At 67.3% G+C, this 15,073-nt stretch carries 15 protein-coding genes; 11 read left to right on the top strand and 4 right to left on the bottom strand.

What is annotated here, in order from left to right; translation table 11 throughout:
* The first annotated feature begins 26 nt into the window (after positions 1-26).
* The 11 genes from NU688_RS08785 (at position 27) to NU688_RS08735 (ending at position 10,986) form a co-directional block, all read left to right on the top strand.
* Positions 27-1,124, top strand: a complete 1,098-nt coding sequence (locus tag NU688_RS08785) for an ABC transporter substrate-binding protein (RefSeq protein WP_257860149.1) — start codon at positions 27-29, stop codon at positions 1,122-1,124.
* Complete coding sequence (locus NU688_RS08780) at positions 1,121-2,497, top strand: LLM class flavin-dependent oxidoreductase (RefSeq protein ID WP_257860148.1); 1,377 nt, start codon at positions 1,121-1,123, stop codon at positions 2,495-2,497. The genes NU688_RS08785 and NU688_RS08780 overlap by 4 nt, the downstream gene beginning before the upstream one ends.
* Positions 2,494-3,336 (top strand): ABC transporter permease, encoded by an 843-nt coding sequence (locus NU688_RS08775; protein ID WP_257860147.1) that lies wholly within the window; start codon positions 2,494-2,496, stop codon positions 3,334-3,336. Before NU688_RS08780 ends, NU688_RS08775 begins: the two co-directional genes overlap by 4 nt.
* Positions 3,336-4,142, top strand: a complete 807-nt coding sequence (locus NU688_RS08770) for an ABC transporter permease (protein ID WP_257860146.1) — start codon at positions 3,336-3,338, stop codon at positions 4,140-4,142. Before NU688_RS08775 ends, NU688_RS08770 begins: the two co-directional genes overlap by 1 nt.
* Before the next feature lie 13 nt (positions 4,143-4,155).
* Positions 4,156-4,986: an ABC transporter ATP-binding protein gene (locus tag NU688_RS08765; RefSeq protein WP_257860145.1), complete on the top strand. Its 831-nt coding sequence runs from the start codon at positions 4,156-4,158 to the stop codon at positions 4,984-4,986.
* A gap of 46 nt (positions 4,987-5,032) precedes the next feature.
* A complete protein-coding gene (locus NU688_RS08760; protein ID WP_257860144.1) occupies positions 5,033-5,977 on the top strand; it encodes a TauD/TfdA family dioxygenase in 945 nt (314 codons plus the stop codon).
* Between the two features lie 290 nt (positions 5,978-6,267).
* Positions 6,268-6,750 carry a rhodanese-like domain-containing protein gene (locus tag NU688_RS08755; RefSeq protein WP_257860143.1) on the top strand — a complete coding sequence of 161 codons (483 nt, stop codon included), beginning with the start codon at positions 6,268-6,270 and terminating at the stop codon, positions 6,748-6,750.
* Positions 6,751-6,801: 51 nt separating this feature from the next.
* The gene (epsC, locus tag NU688_RS08750; RefSeq protein ID WP_257860142.1) at positions 6,802-7,716 is read left to right on the top strand and encodes a serine O-acetyltransferase EpsC; all 915 of its coding nucleotides are present in this window, start codon (positions 6,802-6,804) and stop codon (positions 7,714-7,716) included.
* The gene (locus tag NU688_RS08745; protein WP_257860141.1) at positions 7,713-7,982 is read left to right on the top strand and encodes a helix-turn-helix domain-containing protein; all 270 of its coding nucleotides are present in this window, start codon (positions 7,713-7,715) and stop codon (positions 7,980-7,982) included. Before epsC ends, NU688_RS08745 begins: the two co-directional genes overlap by 4 nt.
* Positions 7,983-8,055: 73 nt before the next feature.
* Positions 8,056-8,988, top strand: a complete 933-nt coding sequence (locus tag NU688_RS08740) for a family 2A encapsulin nanocompartment shell protein (RefSeq protein WP_257860140.1) — start codon at positions 8,056-8,058, stop codon at positions 8,986-8,988.
* 63 nt (positions 8,989-9,051) lie between these two features.
* The gene (locus tag NU688_RS08735) at positions 9,052-10,986 is read left to right on the top strand and encodes a family 2A encapsulin nanocompartment cargo protein cysteine desulfurase (RefSeq protein WP_257860547.1); all 1,935 of its coding nucleotides are present in this window, start codon (positions 9,052-9,054) and stop codon (positions 10,984-10,986) included.
* 16 nt (positions 10,987-11,002) lie between these two features.
* Here NU688_RS08735 and NU688_RS08730 read toward each other — a convergent pair whose 3' ends face one another.
* The 4 genes from NU688_RS08730 to NU688_RS08715 form a co-directional block, all read right to left on the bottom strand.
* Positions 11,003-11,494 (bottom strand): SgcJ/EcaC family oxidoreductase, encoded by a 492-nt coding sequence (locus tag NU688_RS08730; protein ID WP_257860139.1) that lies wholly within the window; start codon positions 11,492-11,494, stop codon positions 11,003-11,005.
* A 163-nt stretch (positions 11,495-11,657) separates the two neighbouring features.
* Complete coding sequence (locus tag NU688_RS08725; protein ID WP_257860138.1) at positions 11,658-12,344, bottom strand: response regulator transcription factor; 687 nt, start codon at positions 12,342-12,344, stop codon at positions 11,658-11,660.
* 12 nt (positions 12,345-12,356) lie between these two features.
* Complete coding sequence (locus NU688_RS08720) at positions 12,357-13,979, bottom strand: ATP-binding protein (protein ID WP_257860136.1); 1,623 nt, start codon at positions 13,977-13,979, stop codon at positions 12,357-12,359.
* Between the two features lie 78 nt (positions 13,980-14,057).
* Positions 14,058-15,062 carry a dienelactone hydrolase gene (locus NU688_RS08715; RefSeq protein WP_257860135.1) on the bottom strand — a complete coding sequence of 335 codons (1,005 nt, stop codon included), beginning with the start codon at positions 15,060-15,062 and terminating at the stop codon, positions 14,058-14,060.
* Positions 15,063-15,073: the final 11 nt, after the last annotated feature.

Genomic DNA, 15,073 nt, shown 5'->3' with positions numbered 1-15,073 from the left:
ATTCATCGAAGCCAAGGTCGCCTCACATGCTCAAACGCTCGTTCCTCCGCCACGCCGCCGCGTGGCCCCTGATGGCCGCGGCACCGCGCCTGCTGGCCGCCGGTAACGACGCATCACCGCCCGTCATCCGTATCGGCGTGGCGACCGGCGGCGTCGGCAACCCGGTGCGTTTCGGCGGTTCATCGGCAGCGCTGGTGCACTCGACCGGCGCGTTGGAGGAAGAGTTCAAGGCCGACGGCACGAAGATCGAATGGGTGTTCTTCAAGGGCGCGGGGCCGGCGGTGAACGAGGCGCTGGTCAACAAGCAGCTCGACCTGGCCTGGCAGGGTGACCTGCCTTCCATCGTGCATCGCGCGGGCGGCGTCAAGACGCGGATCATCGCGGGCTCGGGCGTGCGCAACGGCCTGTACCTGGCGGTGCCGCCGGACTCGCCGGTCAAGCGCATCGAGGACCTGCGCGGCAAGCGCATCGCGCTCTACAAGGGCACGAACCTGCACCTGGCGGCCGTGCGCGCGCTGGCGGCACATGGGTTGAAGGAGAGCGACGTCCGCCTCATCAACCTCGACCTGCCGGGCGCACAGGCCGCGCTGGCCACCAAGGACATCGACGGCGCGTTCGGCTATGTCGAACTCTTCGTGCTGCGCGACAAAGGCGTGGCGAAGGTGATCTATTCGGCCTCGGAGGATTCGTTCAAGTTCACGCGCCAGACGGTGCTGTTGGCCTCGGACGATTTCGCGCGCAACCAGCCCAAGGCCACGCAGCGCATCGTGAGCACGCTGGTGAAGGTGGCGCGTCGCTATTCCGATGAATCGCAGCGCGACGAGGTGTTCGCGCAATGGGGCAAGGCCGAGGTGGCCGAGAAATACTGGCGCGAGGACTTCATCGGCCAGCCGCTGCGCACGCGGTTGTCGCCGCTGCTCGATCCGTTCCTGGTGCAGCGCTACAAGGATTCCGCCGAACAGGCGCTGGCACTCAAGCTGGTGCGTGGCAAGACCGAGATCGACGGGTGGTTCGATCGCAGCTTTCTCGATGCATCGCTGCGCGAACTCAAGCTCGAGAACTACTGGCCGGTGTACGAGGCCAACGGCGAGATCAGCGGCAAGCAGGTGGCGGTGCTGCGATGAGCCGTAGCAGCGCCAAACCTCCGCGCCAGATCAAGCTCAACGCCTTCCTGATGGCGACCGGCCACCATGTGGCCGCGTGGCGCCATCCCGATGTGCCGCTGCAGGCCGGCCTCGGTTTCGCGCACTACAAGGCCCTGGCGCAGACGGCGGAGCGTGCGAAGTTCGATGGGGTGTTCCTGGCGGACAGCGTCGGCATCCGCGATGCGTCGGCGTCGCAGACCCTGCACCGCAGCGCACGCGTCTCGGGCTTCGAGCCGCTGACGCTGCTGTCGGCGCTTGCGGCCGTGACCGAGCGCGTGGGGTTGATCGCCACGGTGTCGACCACCTACAACGAGCCGTACCACGTGGCGCGCAAGTTCGCCTCGCTCGATCACTTGAGCGGCGGGCGCGCCGGCTGGAATGTCGTCACTTCGTCGAACGAAGCTGAGGCACTGAACTTCAACCTCGACCGGCATCCCGAACATTCGCTGCGCTACGAGCGGGCGCGCGAGTTCGTCGATGTGGTCACGGGACTCTGGGATTCGTGGGACGACGATGCCTTCACGCACGACAAGGCCGAGGGCGAATATTTCGATCCCGACCGGCTGCATGTGCTCGGCCACCAGGGCAAGCACTTCCGCGTGCGCGGTCCGCTCAACATCGCACGGCCGCCGCAGGGCCACCCGGTGGTGGTGCAGGCCGGTGCTTCGGAAGCAGGGCAGGCACTGGCGGCCGCGACGGCGGAGGTGATCTTCACCGCGCAGCAGTCGCTGGCGGGGGCGCAGGCTTTTTATCGCGGCCTCAAGGGGCAGCTTGCGCACCACGGGCGTGATCCCGAGGGGCTCAAGATTCTGCCGGGCGTGTTCCCGGTGGTGGGGCAGAGCGAGCAGCATGCGAAGGAAAAGCTCGAAGAGCTTCAATCGCTGATTCCGCCCGATGTGGGCGCGGCACTTTTGTCGACGGTGATCGGCGGCGTCGACCTCGCGGGCTACCCGGTCGATGGCCCGCTGCCCGACAACCTGCCCGAGCCGAACGGCCCCAAGAGCCGCTTCCGTCTCGTGACCGAACTTGCGCGTACCGAGGGCCTGAGCATTCGCCAGCTGTACCAGCGCGTGGGCACGGCGCGCGGCCACTGGTCGATCCATGGCACGGCCTCGCAGATCGCCGACCAGCTGCAGCAGTGGTTCGAGGAAGAGGCGGCCGACGGCTTCAACGTCATGCCGCCGACGCTGCCCGGTGGGCTCGACGATTTCGTGACGCAGGTGGTGCCGGAGTTGCGCCGCCGCGGCCTGTTCCGGCATGAGTACGAAGGCCGCACGCTGCGCGAGAACCTGGGCCTGGCGAGGCCGGCGAGCCGGCATCTGCTGGCGCGCGAGTTCAAGGCTGCCGCATGAGTGCGGTATTGCCCCCGGAGTCGTTGACGCTCCCTGCGGTCGAGCGGATCTCACCGTTCGCGGCGTTGCGCCGCTGGCTTCCGGGTGTGGGGCGGCTGCTGCTCGCCTGGCCGGTGCCGCTGGCCGTGCTGCTCTTGTGGCACATCGCGGCGCGCAACGAGTGGATCGCCCCGCAGGTGCTGCCGTCGCCCGAAACGGTGGCCGCCACTTTCGTCGAAGCGCTGCAAAGCGGCGAGCTGATCGAGAACCTGCGCATCAGCCTGTGGCGCGTGTTCGCGGGCTTCGGCGTCGGGCTGGTGGGCGGGCTGCTGCTCGGCGTGGCGATGGGCCTGTCGCCGACTTTCAAGGACTACACCTACCCGCTCTTCAAGGCCTTCGCGCAGGTGCCTGTGCTGGGCTGGCTGCCGTTGCTGATGCTGCTGGTGGGCATCGACGAGGCGCTCAAGATCATCCTGATCGCCAAGGCCTCGCTGGTGCCCATCGCGCTCAACACCTTCAAGGGCATTCAGAACGTGCCGACGCGCTACATCGAGGTGGCGCGGGTGTTCCGCTTCAGCCGTTGGCAGATGCTGTCGAAGGTGGTGTTTCCGGCCGCGCTGGCGCCGATCTGGAACGGCGTGCGCTACGGCTTCACGCACGCCTGGCTCGCGCTGGTGGTGGTCGAGCTGCTGGCGTCGAGCGAGGGGCTGGGCTACATGATCGTGTTCGGCCGGCAGCTGTTCCAGCTCGACGTGGTGCTGGCGGCGGTGGTGATGGTGGGCGCGGTCGGGTTCGTGCTCGACAAGCTGCTCGCGCTGGTCGAGACGCGGTTGCTGCGCTGGCGGCGGGCGGGGTTCTGATGAGCCGTACTGCACCCGTGGACCGGAACATTTTTCGCCGCGTGCCCAAGCCCTTGCGCGGCTGGGTGTTGCCCGCATTACTGGTGGCGCTCTGGTGGGCGGCGTTCCGCTTCGGCTGGTCGAGTTCGCCGCTGCTGGTGTCGATCGACAGCGTCTGGCAGCGGGCGGTGGAGCAGGCCACGAGCGGGGCGCTGTGGACCGGACTCTCGGCCAGCCTGTGGCGCGACCTTGCCGGCTTTGCCATCGGTGCGAGCGCCGGGCTGCTGTTCGGCGCGGCACTCGGCCTGTCGCGGCTCTTCGAGAACCTGGTCGGGCCGAGCTTCCATACGCTCAAGCAGATCTCGCTGTTCGCATGGATTCCGCTCCTGTCCGTGTGGTTCGGCCTGGGCGATGCGGCGAAGGTGGCGTTTCTCTCGCTCGCGGCTTTCTTTCCAGTGGTGCTCAACACCTTCGAGGGCATCCGCAGCGTGCCGGGCGATCTGGTCGAGGTGGCGCGTGTGCTGCGCTTCAGCCGCTGGCAGCTGTTCACGCGCGTGGTGCTGCCGAGCGCATCGCCCTCGATCTTCGCGGGCGTGCATCTGGCGCTGATCTACGCGTGGCTCGCCACGCTGGGCGCGGAGTACCTGCTGGTCTCGGGCAAGGGCATCGGCAACACCATGATCGACGGGCGCGACCATTTCTGGATGGACCTCGTGATCTTCGGCGTGATCGTGGTCGGCCTCGTGGGCTTCACGCTCAACTGGATCGCGACGCGCATCGAGAACCGCCTCCTGGCCTGGCGCGGTCGTTCCGTGGCCGGCTTCTGAAAGAGAAAAAGACATGGCACACGCCGCAACACTCGAGATACGACAACTGAGCAAGCAGTACGAAGTCGAAGGCGCGCCACTCAAGGTGCTCGACGACATCAGCCTGACCATCACGCCCGGCGAGTTCGTGAGCATCGTGGGCTCCAGCGGCTGCGGCAAGTCGACACTGCTGCGGCTGATCGTCGGGCTCGAAGCGGACTACCGCGGCGAGGTGCTGATCGACGGCCACCGCATCGTCGGCACCAGCCTGGACCGCGGCATCGTGTTCCAGGAGCACCGGCTGTTTCCGTGGCTCACGGTGCAGCAGAACATCGCGCTCGGTTTGCTGAACGCGGGCCTCGATGCGGCGCAGAAGCGCAAGGAGGTACAGACGCACATCGAGCTGGTCGGGCTCAAGGGCTTCGAGAGCGCGTACCCGCACCAGCTGTCGGGCGGCATGTCGCAGCGCGTGGCGATTGCGCGGGCGCTGGTCAACCGGCCCGAGATCTTGCTGCTCGACGAGCCCTTCGGCGCGCTCGACGCGATGACGCGGGCGCATCTGCAGCAGGAACTGCACCGCATCTGGCAGGCCGAGGGCATCACGATGATTCTGGTCACCCACGACGTGGAGGAGGCCGTGTACCTCGGCGACAAGGTGGTGGTGATGGAGCCGCGCCCGGGGCGCATCCGCCGCATCGTGCCGGTGGCGCTTTCGCATCCACGCAATCGGGTGGACCTGGCCTTCACGCATGTCAAGGAAGAGGTGCTGCGCGAGTTCGCGGGGGCGCCTCTGCCCGAAGCACCGCCGCAATCGCCGCCGGACACCTCAGGCGGTCTGCCTGCCGGGCTGCGCTTTGCCTACTGAGGCTTCCGTTTTTCTTTCTTTCTATCAACCCCAAAGAGGACCTTCGATGAGCGCTGTTCTTTCTTCCCCCGTCGTTGCACAAGACAACAACGAACTCGACATCGTCCGGCAGGCCGGCCACATCGGCGCCGAGGTGCGCGGCGTGCGGCTCTCGGGCGAACTGCAGCCGGAGGTGTTCCGGTCCATCAAGGCGGCGCTGCTCAAGCACAAGGTGCTGTTCTTCCGCGGACAGCAGCACCTGGACGATGCACAGCAACAGGCCTTCGGCCGCCTCTGGGGCGAGCTGGTGCCGCACCCCACCGTGCCCTCGAAGGACGGCACGAAGCTGCTGGAACTCGACTCGCGCCACGGCGGCCGCGCCAACTCGTGGCACACCGACGTGACCTTCGAGGTGGCGTATCCGCAGGTGTCGATCCTGCGCGCGGTCGTGATTCCGGCCTATGGCGGCGACACCGTCTGGGCCAACACCGTGGCCGCCTACGAAAGCCTGTCGGACGACCTGAAGGCGCTGGCCGATCGCCTCCGCGCGGTGCATGGCAACGACTACGACTACGCCGCCTCGCGGCAGCCCGCCGACCTGGCCGACGAGGGTGTCAAGCGCTACAAGGAGGTGTTCACCCGCCGCCTGCTCGAAGCCGAGCACCCGGTGGTGCGCGTGCACCCCGAGACCGGCGAGCGCAGCCTCGTGCTGGGCCACTTCGTGAAGCGGCTGGCGGGGCATTCGACCTATGACTCCCAGCATCTGCTGAGCGTGCTGCAGAGCCATGTGCACCGCCTGGAGAACACGGTGCGCTGGCGCTGGACGCAGGGCGACGTCGCGATCTGGGACAACCGGGCCACGCAGCACTACGCGATCAACGACTACGGCGACCAGCACCGGGTGGTGCGGCGCGTCACGGTCGCGGGCGACGTGCCGTATGGCGTGGACGGCGGGACGAGCGTGGACCTCACCGCGCCGGCCGTGCGTGCGGCGGAGGCGGCTGAGGCCTGAGAGGCTGAAAGGCAATCCGACATGACCGCTCATCCCCCGCAAATGGCCCCACTCTGCGTTGCAAATGCTCGCCATAGCCCGTGCTATGGCTGCGCTTTGCGCCTTGATTGGGCCCATTTGCGGGGGCTGCTCGGTCACGCCGAACTGCCTCTCAGCCTCTGAGTTTTCTCTATACAACGTCCGGTTGTTAGGAATCGACTTTTCAGTCGTTGGAGGTTCGGCACGGCGCTCCTAAAGTGGTGGTTATCGCCATCAAGGCGAATACCAACGCACAACAGGAGCCGCACAGCATGTCAGTGGAAGTTGAAGAAGAACTCGTCTTGCCCGAAGCACTGGAACAGGCGCGCGCCAAGGCCGCCGAAAACAACTGGCCCTATGCCGGCGGCGTGACGCCAACGGTGGCCTGGGACTTGGTGCAGAAGGGCCAGGCCGTGCTGGTCGACGTGCGCTCGGGCGAGGAACGCAAGTTCGTCGGCCATGTGCCCGAGAGCCTGCACGTGGCCTGGGCCACGGGCACCGCGCTCACCCGCAACCCCCGTTTCGTACGCGAACTCGAGGCCAAGCTCGTGAAAGAGGGTGGCAAGGAGGCCGTGGCGCTGCTGCTGTGCCGCAGCGGCAAGCGTTCCGCGCTGGCTGCCGAAGCGGCCGCGAAGGCCGGGTTCACCCAGGTCTTCAACGTGCTCGAAGGCTTCGAGGGCGAGATCGATGCGCAGCAGCACCGCGGTGGTGCGGACGGCTGGCGCTTCCACAGGCTGCCCTGGGTGCAGGACTGACTGCGACCCACACAAGAACCCACACAAGACGTTTCAGGGAGAAAAAAACACATGGCCCATTTCGAGGTAAGCGACATCGTGCGCGCGCTGCATGGCGTGCGCGACGAGTGGCGCGATTCACAGCGGCGCTCGCGAGAGCCCGGCGCGCGCGAGTTTCCATCGCGCGATGCGCTCACGCAGATCGTGGAGTCGCTCAAAGGCGCGCTCTTCCCGATGCGGCTCGGCCCACCGGACCTGCGCCACGAGAGCGAAGACTTCTACGTCGGCCATACGCTTGACGCCGCCTTGCAGGCGCTCCTGGTGCAGGCTCGACTGGAACTCAATTTCAATGCACGCCTGCAACCGCGCGCCGCGAGTGAAATCGACGATGCGGCCACCGAGGCCGTGCGCCAGTTCGCGAACGCGCTGCCCGGCCTGCGCCGCCTGCTCGACAGCGATGTGCTCGCCGCCTACCAGGGCGACCCGGCGGCCCGCAGCGTCGACGAGGTGCTGCTGTGCTACCCCGGCGTGCTCGCGATGATTCATCACCGCCTCGCGCACCAGCTCTACAAGCTGGGCCTGCCGCTGCTCGCTCGCATCGTTGCCGAACTCGCGCACGGGCAGACCGGCATCGACATCCACCCCGGCGCGCAGATCGACGCGGGCTTCTTCATCGACCATGGCACGGGCGTCGTGATCGGCGAAACGGCTGTCATCGGCAAGCGCGTGCGGCTCTACCAGGCCGTGACGCTCGGGGCCAAGCGCTTTCCCACCGACACCGAGGGCAACCTGCAGAAGGGCCTGCCGCGGCATCCGGTGGTGGAGGACGACGTGGTCATCTATGCGGGCGCGACCATCCTCGGGCGCGTGACGCTGGGCAAGGGCGCCGTCATCGGCGGCAATGTGTGGATCACCGACGACGTGAAACCGGGCGCAAGCGTGACCCAGGCCAGTTTGCAGAATGCACCGAAAGCGAGCGCACCATGAAAGCCTTTGTCGAAGATTTCGGCGTCACCGTGCGCCAGCTGCGCGAGGCGCATGGCTGGTCGCAGGAGCAGCTCGCCGAGCGCTCGGACCTCAATCGCTCGTACGTGGGCGAGGTGGAGCGCGGCCGCGTGATTCCGTCGATCGTCACCGCGCAGAAGCTCGCGACGGCGCTCGGAATCAACATCGTGAACCTGCTTGCACGCTGCGAGCAACTCGAGCAATCGCGCCTTGCAAGGCGGATCAACTTGGCGGCTATAGCCTGTTGAGGGGAAACCCTTGGCCCCCGGACACTGGCGACCAATTTCTTACCCCCTTCTTATTTCCTCGGAGCTTTAATACATGAGCGCAACAGTCGGTGGTACCACCGCCCTTGGCGACAACGCCGCACGCCAGCTAGCCAATGCCACCAAGACAGTTCCCCAACTGGAGACCATCAGCCCGCGCTGGCTGACGCACCTCCTGCAATGGGTGCCGGTGGAAGCAGGCATCTACCGCGTCAACAAGGTCAAGAACCCCGAGTCGATCAAGGTCACCTGCACCTCGCGCGAAGAAGAAAACCAGCTGCCGCGCACCTTCGTCGACTACGAAGAAAAGCCGCGCGAGCACTACCTCAATGCCGTGAGCACCGTGCTCGACGTGCACACCCGCATCTCCGACCTGTACAGCAGCCCGCACGACCAGATCAAGGAGCAGCTGCGCCTGACGATCGAGACGATCAAGGAGAACCAGGAGAGCGAGCTCATCAACAACCCCGACTACGGCCTGCTGGCCCAGGTGACGGACGAGCAGCGCATCTTCCCGCTGACCGGCGCGCCCACGCCCGACGACTTGGACGAACTGCTGACCAAGGTCTGGAAGGAGCCCGCGTTCTTCCTCACGCATCCGCTGGCCATTGCCGCTTTCGGCCGCGAAGCCACGCGCCGCGGCACGCCGCCGCCGACCGTGAGCCTGTTCGGTTCGCAGTTCATCACCTGGCGCGGCATTCCGCTGATTCCGTCGAACAAGGTGCCGGTGGCAGACGGCAAGAGCAAGATCCTGCTGCTGCGCGTGGGCGACAAGCGCCAGGGCGTGGTGGGACTGTTCCAGCCGGGTCTTTCGGGCGAGCAGAGCCCGGGGCTGTCGGTGCGCTTCATGGGCATCAACAACCATGCGATCGCGTCGTACCTGATCTCGCTGTATTGCTCGCTCGCGGTGCTGACCACCGATGCGCTGGCGGTGCTCGACGAAGTGGAAGTCGGCAAGTACCACGACTACGCCGACACCTACAAGTAAGCCGCGGTGAGTACACCCACGATTCCGGGCGAGGCGCCGTTCGACCCGGCCATCCTCGCGCGCATGGCGAGCGCCATGTTCTCCGCGCTGCCGGGCACGCCGCCGACCTCGCTGCCCGGCGTGGCGAGCGGGCTGGTGCCGGGCGCGCAGTTTCCCGCCAACATCGCGCCACCTGGCTCTCCGCTGGTGAGCCCCGCGGGCTTCGGGCCGAGCGTGCCGGGTACGCCGATTCCGCTGGGCCAGATTCCGGGCGCCAATGTGTTGCCCGCGTCGCCGACCCAGCTGCCTTCGCTGGCCAACCGTGCGCCCGCCCTGTTGCCACATGCGGTGGCGGGCAATGGCGTGCCTGACACGGTGTTCTCGGTCGCGCCGGCCTTCGAGCCGCGCCTGGGTGGCACGGTGCTGGGCGTGCCGCAGCAGGTCAATGCACCTGTGGCGCCACAGGCCGCAGCGGCATCGCCGTTCTACTTCCTGAACAACAGCTACGGGCATCCGACGGCGGGGGCCGGCGAGGTATTGCCCCCTCTCCCTCTGGGAGAGGGTTGGGGTGAGGGCGGGGGCGCTAAAGTCCCTGCCGTCTTTCCACCGCCGCAGCCCCTCACCCCAACCCTCTCCCCAGAGGGGCGAGGGAGCAGCAGCCAACCGCAGGCGAGCCAGCAGCCGCAGTTCTACTTCGTCGACGCGGTGCGCCTGCCCAACGGCTTCGTCACGCCGGCCAAGCCAGACCCACGTGGCCCCGATGCGGTGCCGCTCGCCGGCAGCGGCCAACATCCGCCGTTCGATGTCAATGCCGTGCGCCGCGACTTTCCGATCCTGCAGGAGCGAGTCAACGGCAAGCAGCTCGTGTGGTTCGATAACGCGGCCACCACGCACAAGCCGCAATCGGTCATCGATCGCATCGCGTACTTCTACGAACACGAGAACTCGAACATCCACCGCGCGGCGCATGAACTCGCTGCGCGTGCGACCGATGCGTACGAAGGCGCACGGGAGCGCGTTCGGAAGTTCATCAATGCGCCCGAAGCCGAAGAAGTGATCTTCGTGCGCGGCACCACCGAGGCCATCAACCTCGTGGCCAAGAGCTGGGGCGGGCAGCACGTGGGCGAGGGCGACGAGATCATCGTCTCGAACCTGGAGCACCACGCCAACATCGTGCCGTGGCAGCAGCTCGCCGCCGCCAAGGGCGCGAAGCTGCGCGTGATCCCGGTCGACGACTCGGGGCAGGTGCTGCTCGACGAATACCGCAAGCTCTTGAACGACCGCACGAAGATCGTTGCGGTCACGCAGGTCTCCAACGCACTGGGCACCGTGGTGCCGGTGAAGGAGATCGTCGAACTCGCACACCGAGCCGGTGCCAAGGCGCTGGTCGACGGCGCGCAGTCGGTTTCGCACATGCGGGTCGACGTGCAGGACATCGGTGCCGACTTCTTCGTGTTCTCCGGCCACAAGGTGTTCGGCCCGACCGGCATCGGCGTGGTCTGGGGCAAGCGCGAAGTGCTCGAGGACATGCCGCCCTGGCAGGGCGGCGGCAACATGATTGCCGACGTGACCTTCGAGAAGACCGTGTTCCAGCCGATCCCGAACAAGTTCGAGGCGGGCACCGGCAACATCGCCGATGCGGTGGGCCTGGGCGCCGCGATCGACTACGTCAACAAGGTCGGCATCGAGAACATCGCGCGCTACGAGCACGACCTGCTCGTGTACGGCATGCAGAAGCTCGGTGCGATCCCGGGCGTGCGGCTGATCGGCACGGCCGCCGACAAGGCGAGCGTGATGTCCTTCGTGCTCGACGGCTACACCACAGAGGAAGTGGGCCATGCGCTGAACGACGAAGGCATCGCGGTGCGCACGGGCCATCACTGCGCGCAGCCGATCCTGCGACGCTTCGGTGTCGAGACGACGGTGCGGCCTTCGCTCGCGTTCTACAACACCTTCGACGAGGTCGATCGTCTGGTGGCTGTTGTGCGGCGCCTCGCGGGGCAGCGGCGCGCCGGGTAGCAGGAGATAACGCGCGCTACTTTTGCGCGACGGCTTCAGGCATTGCCGACGAGTGGTGATGAGCGATCAGCCATTGACCGTTCACCCACTCGTAAACGTACGTGTAACGCGCATGCACGCGCTGGCCGTCCTTGAACCGGAAGGTGTAGGTGCCGACGTCCTGCGCGACGTTGCAGCCGATCTTGATGACGCGTTGATCGATCGTGCCCTGCGGCCCGCTCTTGAGGAACTTGACGAAGTAGTCGTGGATTTCCGCCGGGGTCGTGCGCGGCTTGTTCGAGACGGTGGCCAGCAGCACGCCGTCCGCCGCGTAGTTGGCGACGACCTTGTCGGCGTCCAAGCTGCGCAGCGAGTCGTTCCAGCGGTCGAAGAGTGCGGCGATCTGCGGTCGCGTGGCCGGGACACAGCTTCCCGCGGCCGGCGCCTGCGCCTGCGCGAAGGCGGAGGAAGAGATGACGAGGATGGCCGCGGTCGTTGCCGACAGGCCGAGCGTGCGAAGTGCATTCATGGAGTTTTCCTTTTTGCAATGAGAGGTCGATCACCGGCTGGCCGGTGCTGCACCGTCGATCGGTGCAGGACTTCATTCTTCGAGGGCGCCATGAACGCCAACGGTCGCCCGCCATGAATGGCGGGTGACGCGCACATGAACAACGGATGAACTGACGGCCGCCTCAGGCGAGCGTTGTCGCATCCAGCCGATAGCCGAGGCCGCGCACCGTCTTCAGCAGCGGCACCGCATGGCCTTCGTCGATCTTGCTGCGCAGGCGGCGCACGTAGACGTCGACGATGTTCGTCAGCGGATCCTCGTTGGTGCCCCAGACGTTCGAGAGGATGCGCTCGCGGCTGTAGACGCGGCCGGGCGCCGTCATCAGCAGTTCGAGGAATGCAAGCTCCCTGGCCGTCAGCGGCACGCGCTTGCCGGCGCGGGTGACCTCCATGCGTTCCCGGTCGAGCACGAGGTCCGCCACCTGCAGCGTGGTGGCCCGGGGTCTCTGTTCGCGGCCGCGGCGCAGCAGGGCCTCGATGCGCGCCAGCAGCTCTTCGAAGGCGAAGGGCTTGGTCAGATAGTCGTCGGCGCCCAGCCGCAGGCCGCTGACCTTGTCCTCGGTCTCGCTCAGGGCGGTGAGCATCAGCACCGGCACATGGTGGCCTTCGGCGCGCAGCGTCTGGCACAGCTCGAGGCCGCTGAGGCCGGGCAGCATCAGGTCCAGCAGAAGCAGGGAGAGTTCGCTGTTGCGCGCAAGCGCGAGGCCTTCGGGCCCGGTGCGCGCGAGCTGGACGCGGTAGCCCTCGGCGCCCAGGCCCCGCAGCAGAAAATCGGCGACGCGTGCGTCGTCTTCGACAACCAGGATGTTCATGTTCTCTTCGGATCAGGCGCCGGCGGTGAAACCCTGATGACAGGGCAGTTCGATACGAACCGTGGTGCCCTGCAGGGGAATGCTGTCGATGTCGATGCGGCCGTCGTGGGCCTGCACGATGGCCAGCGCGATCGACAGCCCGATGCCGGTGCCATCGGCCCGGTGCAGGCGTGCGCGACGGCCGCGCACGAAGCGTTCGAACACCTTCGGCAACTCGTCGGCATCGATGCCGATACCCTCGTCGGCCACGCGCACCTGCACGCGGTCGCCATGAGCCTGCCAGCTCACGCGCACCGTGCCGTCGTGGCGCGAATAGCGCACCGCGTTGTCGAGCACGATCACAAGGGCCTGCCGCAGCCGGTCGGCATCGGCCCGCAGCAGGACGGGGGGCGCGCCGGCGCCGGGGGCCTCCAGCTGGACGCGCACGTTGTGCCGCGCGCCCAGCGTGCCCGCCATCTCGGTGGCATCGCCCAGCAGTTCCGGCAGGTCGACCGTGTCGAGGCGCATCGCCAGTTGATCGGCTTCGGCCTTGGCGACCAGCAGCAGGTCGTCGATCACGCCGGTGAGCTGCTTCACGCCGCCCACGATGCGCGTCAAGGTTTCGCGGTACTCGGGCAGCGGCTTGTCGGCGCCGCGCAGCGCGATCTCGGCCTCGCCGCGGATGGCCGTGGCCGGCGTGCGCAGCTCATGGCTGAGATCGGCCAGCAGCTGGCGGCGCCGCTGGTCGATCTGCTGCAGGGTCTGGTGCGCGGCGCGCAACTCGCTGGTGCGCTCGAACACGGCGTCTTCGAGCCGGCGGCGTGCGGCGTCGGCATCGAGCCGGTGCCGCTGCAGTTCGGCCGCCATCGCATTGAAGTGTCCGGCGACGCGGCCGAACTCGTCGTGCGTATCGAGCGCGATGCGGTGGTCGAGCGCGCCGGTGCGCAGGGCCTCGGTGCCTTCGAGCAGGCGGTCCAGGGGGCGCTTGAGCCGCCGGTTCAGATAAAGCGCCAGCAGCACCCCCGCGGCCAGCGTGAGGGCCGCGAGGCCGATGGTCTGCTGGCGCAGGCGGTCCAGGCCGCCTTCGGTGGCGGCGCGCGCCACGGGCATCACGTTGCGCTGCCGTTCGATGGCGCCGTTGATCAGCTCGCGCAGGTCGCGGCCGCGTGCCTTGTCGAAGACCTCGTTGAGTTCCTCCCAGACGCTGGCGAATTCGGCGCCACGCTCCAGCGGTGCCAGGCTCAGCAGCCGGGTGCGGACGGCGGCGAGGTTGTCGTCGAGCAGTTCGGTCATGGCCACGAGCTGGCCGACTTCCGGCGGGATCGACGTGCCCTCGCGCACCGTCATCTCCTCCCACAGCGAAAGATCGCGGCGCGCGAGCTGCTTGAGCCGCTCCTTGCTGGACTGCATCCGCGCCAGCAGGCCGTCGCGCACCTCGGGCGACGCGTCGGCTCCCATCAGCTGCTGGGAGGCCCAGACGCGCAGCCGCTGCTTGCTGGCGGACAGTTCCAGCAGCTCCGACAGGATGTCGCTGGCCAGCCGGCTGTGCGTGGCGTAGTCGTTGACCCGGTTCGATCCCCAGTAGACGAAGCCGGCCTGGATGCAGACCAGCGCGACGAGAACGGCGAATGCGAGCGAGAGGCGGAGGCGGAACATGCCGCACTTTAGCGGCGCGCCGGGGGCCTGGCGCGTGGCTCGGCATTAACGGGAGATGAACGTGCTGGTAGCGCGACCCTAGGGTTTGGCCGCCTGCATCAGGTGCTGGTTGAAGAAGCGCAGCACCTGCGCATTGAAGGTGGCATGGAACGCCACGCGATCGAAGCCGGGGGCGTCGCGGCAGATCTCGGCTTTGGCTTCGAGCTGTGGCGCCGAGCAGGGCGCAAGAAAGCCGAAATGCGCGGCCTTTTCCGCCACATGCCAGTCCGGTGCCGCAGGCAGATTGCGACGCACCGCGGCCACGCTGTCGGGCGTGACGCCATCGCCGCCGAGCGCGGAGGTCCAGAGCTGGATCGGAATGGTCACGTTCTTCAGGCCCTCGGCCGTGAAGACCATGCTGAGCGGATCGGCGATCACGGCCGCCTTGATGCGGACGTCGTGCGCCAGGGGCGCGGCGAGAAGCTCCTTGAAGCGCTGCCCCATCTGTGCGCAGGCCGGGCTGGCCGGTGCCGTGGCGCAGGGTGGCCCAGGACGGGGAGGGAGTCGTTCGAAATCCGGACGGGCACCGGCAAGCACGAGGCCCGTGTAGCCGCCTCTCGAAAAGCCGTAGAAGCCGATCCTGTCGGCGGCCAGTCTTTCATGCGCGGGCCATTGCACAAGCATGTAGTCCAGCAGCCTCTTGATGTCGGTGGTCCGCGTCGCGAGCGCCACGACCCTGTCGTTCGGGCCGCCGCGGATCTGGTAGTTGTCATCCGAATGGCTGATGGCCGCGACCACGAAGCCCGCGTCGGCCAGCGCTTGCGCCGTGTCGTGGTGGCCGAGGAAGGAGCCGCCGTAGCCGTGTGAGAGCACGACCAGCGGCAGTCTGTAGTCTGCCGCGATCGGGCAGTCGCGCACGCCTGTGATCGCGCTGCGTTCGAGTTTGATCTCGCCGGCTGGCGTGGCGCAGGGCGTCCACACGGCGCCGCGCAATGCCGGTCCTGCCGCGTCAGCTGGAATCTCGAGGGTGCTGAAGCCTGCGGCGTGGGCGAAGGGCGCCACGAGGCAGCAGGCGGCGATCAAGAGCAGGCGAAGAAGGGGCATGGAGAGTCCTG

The sequence above is a fragment of the Variovorax sp. ZS18.2.2 genome (assembly GCF_024701975.1).
Lineage (GTDB): Bacteria > Pseudomonadota > Gammaproteobacteria > Burkholderiales > Burkholderiaceae_C > Variovorax.
This window is presented reverse-complemented; position numbering and strand designations above follow the sequence as displayed.

Bases quoted from the DNA above. Each gene is read 5' to 3' on its own strand.
- NU688_RS08785 (WP_257860149.1), top strand. From the start codon at position 27: ATGCTCAAACGCTCGTTCCTCCGCCACGCCGCCGCGTGGCCCCTGATG.
- NU688_RS08780 (WP_257860148.1), top strand. From the start codon at position 1,121: ATGAGCCGTAGCAGCGCCAAACCTCCGCGCCAGATCAAGCTCAACGCC.
- NU688_RS08775 (WP_257860147.1), top strand. From the start codon at position 2,494: ATGAGTGCGGTATTGCCCCCGGAGTCGTTGACGCTCCCTGCGGTCGAG.
- NU688_RS08770 (WP_257860146.1), top strand. From the start codon at position 3,336: ATGAGCCGTACTGCACCCGTGGACCGGAACATTTTTCGCCGCGTGCCC.
- NU688_RS08765 (WP_257860145.1), top strand. From the start codon at position 4,156: ATGGCACACGCCGCAACACTCGAGATACGACAACTGAGCAAGCAGTAC.
- NU688_RS08760 (WP_257860144.1), top strand. From the start codon at position 5,033: ATGAGCGCTGTTCTTTCTTCCCCCGTCGTTGCACAAGACAACAACGAA.
- NU688_RS08755 (WP_257860143.1), top strand. From the start codon at position 6,268: ATGTCAGTGGAAGTTGAAGAAGAACTCGTCTTGCCCGAAGCACTGGAA.
- epsC (WP_257860142.1), top strand. From the start codon at position 6,802: ATGGCCCATTTCGAGGTAAGCGACATCGTGCGCGCGCTGCATGGCGTG.
- NU688_RS08745 (WP_257860141.1), top strand. From the start codon at position 7,713: ATGAAAGCCTTTGTCGAAGATTTCGGCGTCACCGTGCGCCAGCTGCGC.
- NU688_RS08740 (WP_257860140.1), top strand. From the start codon at position 8,056: ATGAGCGCAACAGTCGGTGGTACCACCGCCCTTGGCGACAACGCCGCA.
- NU688_RS08735 (WP_257860547.1), top strand. From the start codon at position 9,052: ATGGCGAGCGCCATGTTCTCCGCGCTGCCGGGCACGCCGCCGACCTCG.
- NU688_RS08730 (WP_257860139.1), bottom strand. From the start codon at position 11,494: ATGAATGCACTTCGCACGCTCGGCCTGTCGGCAACGACCGCGGCCATC.
- NU688_RS08725 (WP_257860138.1), bottom strand. From the start codon at position 12,344: ATGAACATCCTGGTTGTCGAAGACGACGCACGCGTCGCCGATTTTCTG.
- NU688_RS08720 (WP_257860136.1), bottom strand. From the start codon at position 13,979: ATGTTCCGCCTCCGCCTCTCGCTCGCATTCGCCGTTCTCGTCGCGCTG.
- NU688_RS08715 (WP_257860135.1), bottom strand. From the start codon at position 15,062: ATGCCCCTTCTTCGCCTGCTCTTGATCGCCGCCTGCTGCCTCGTGGCG.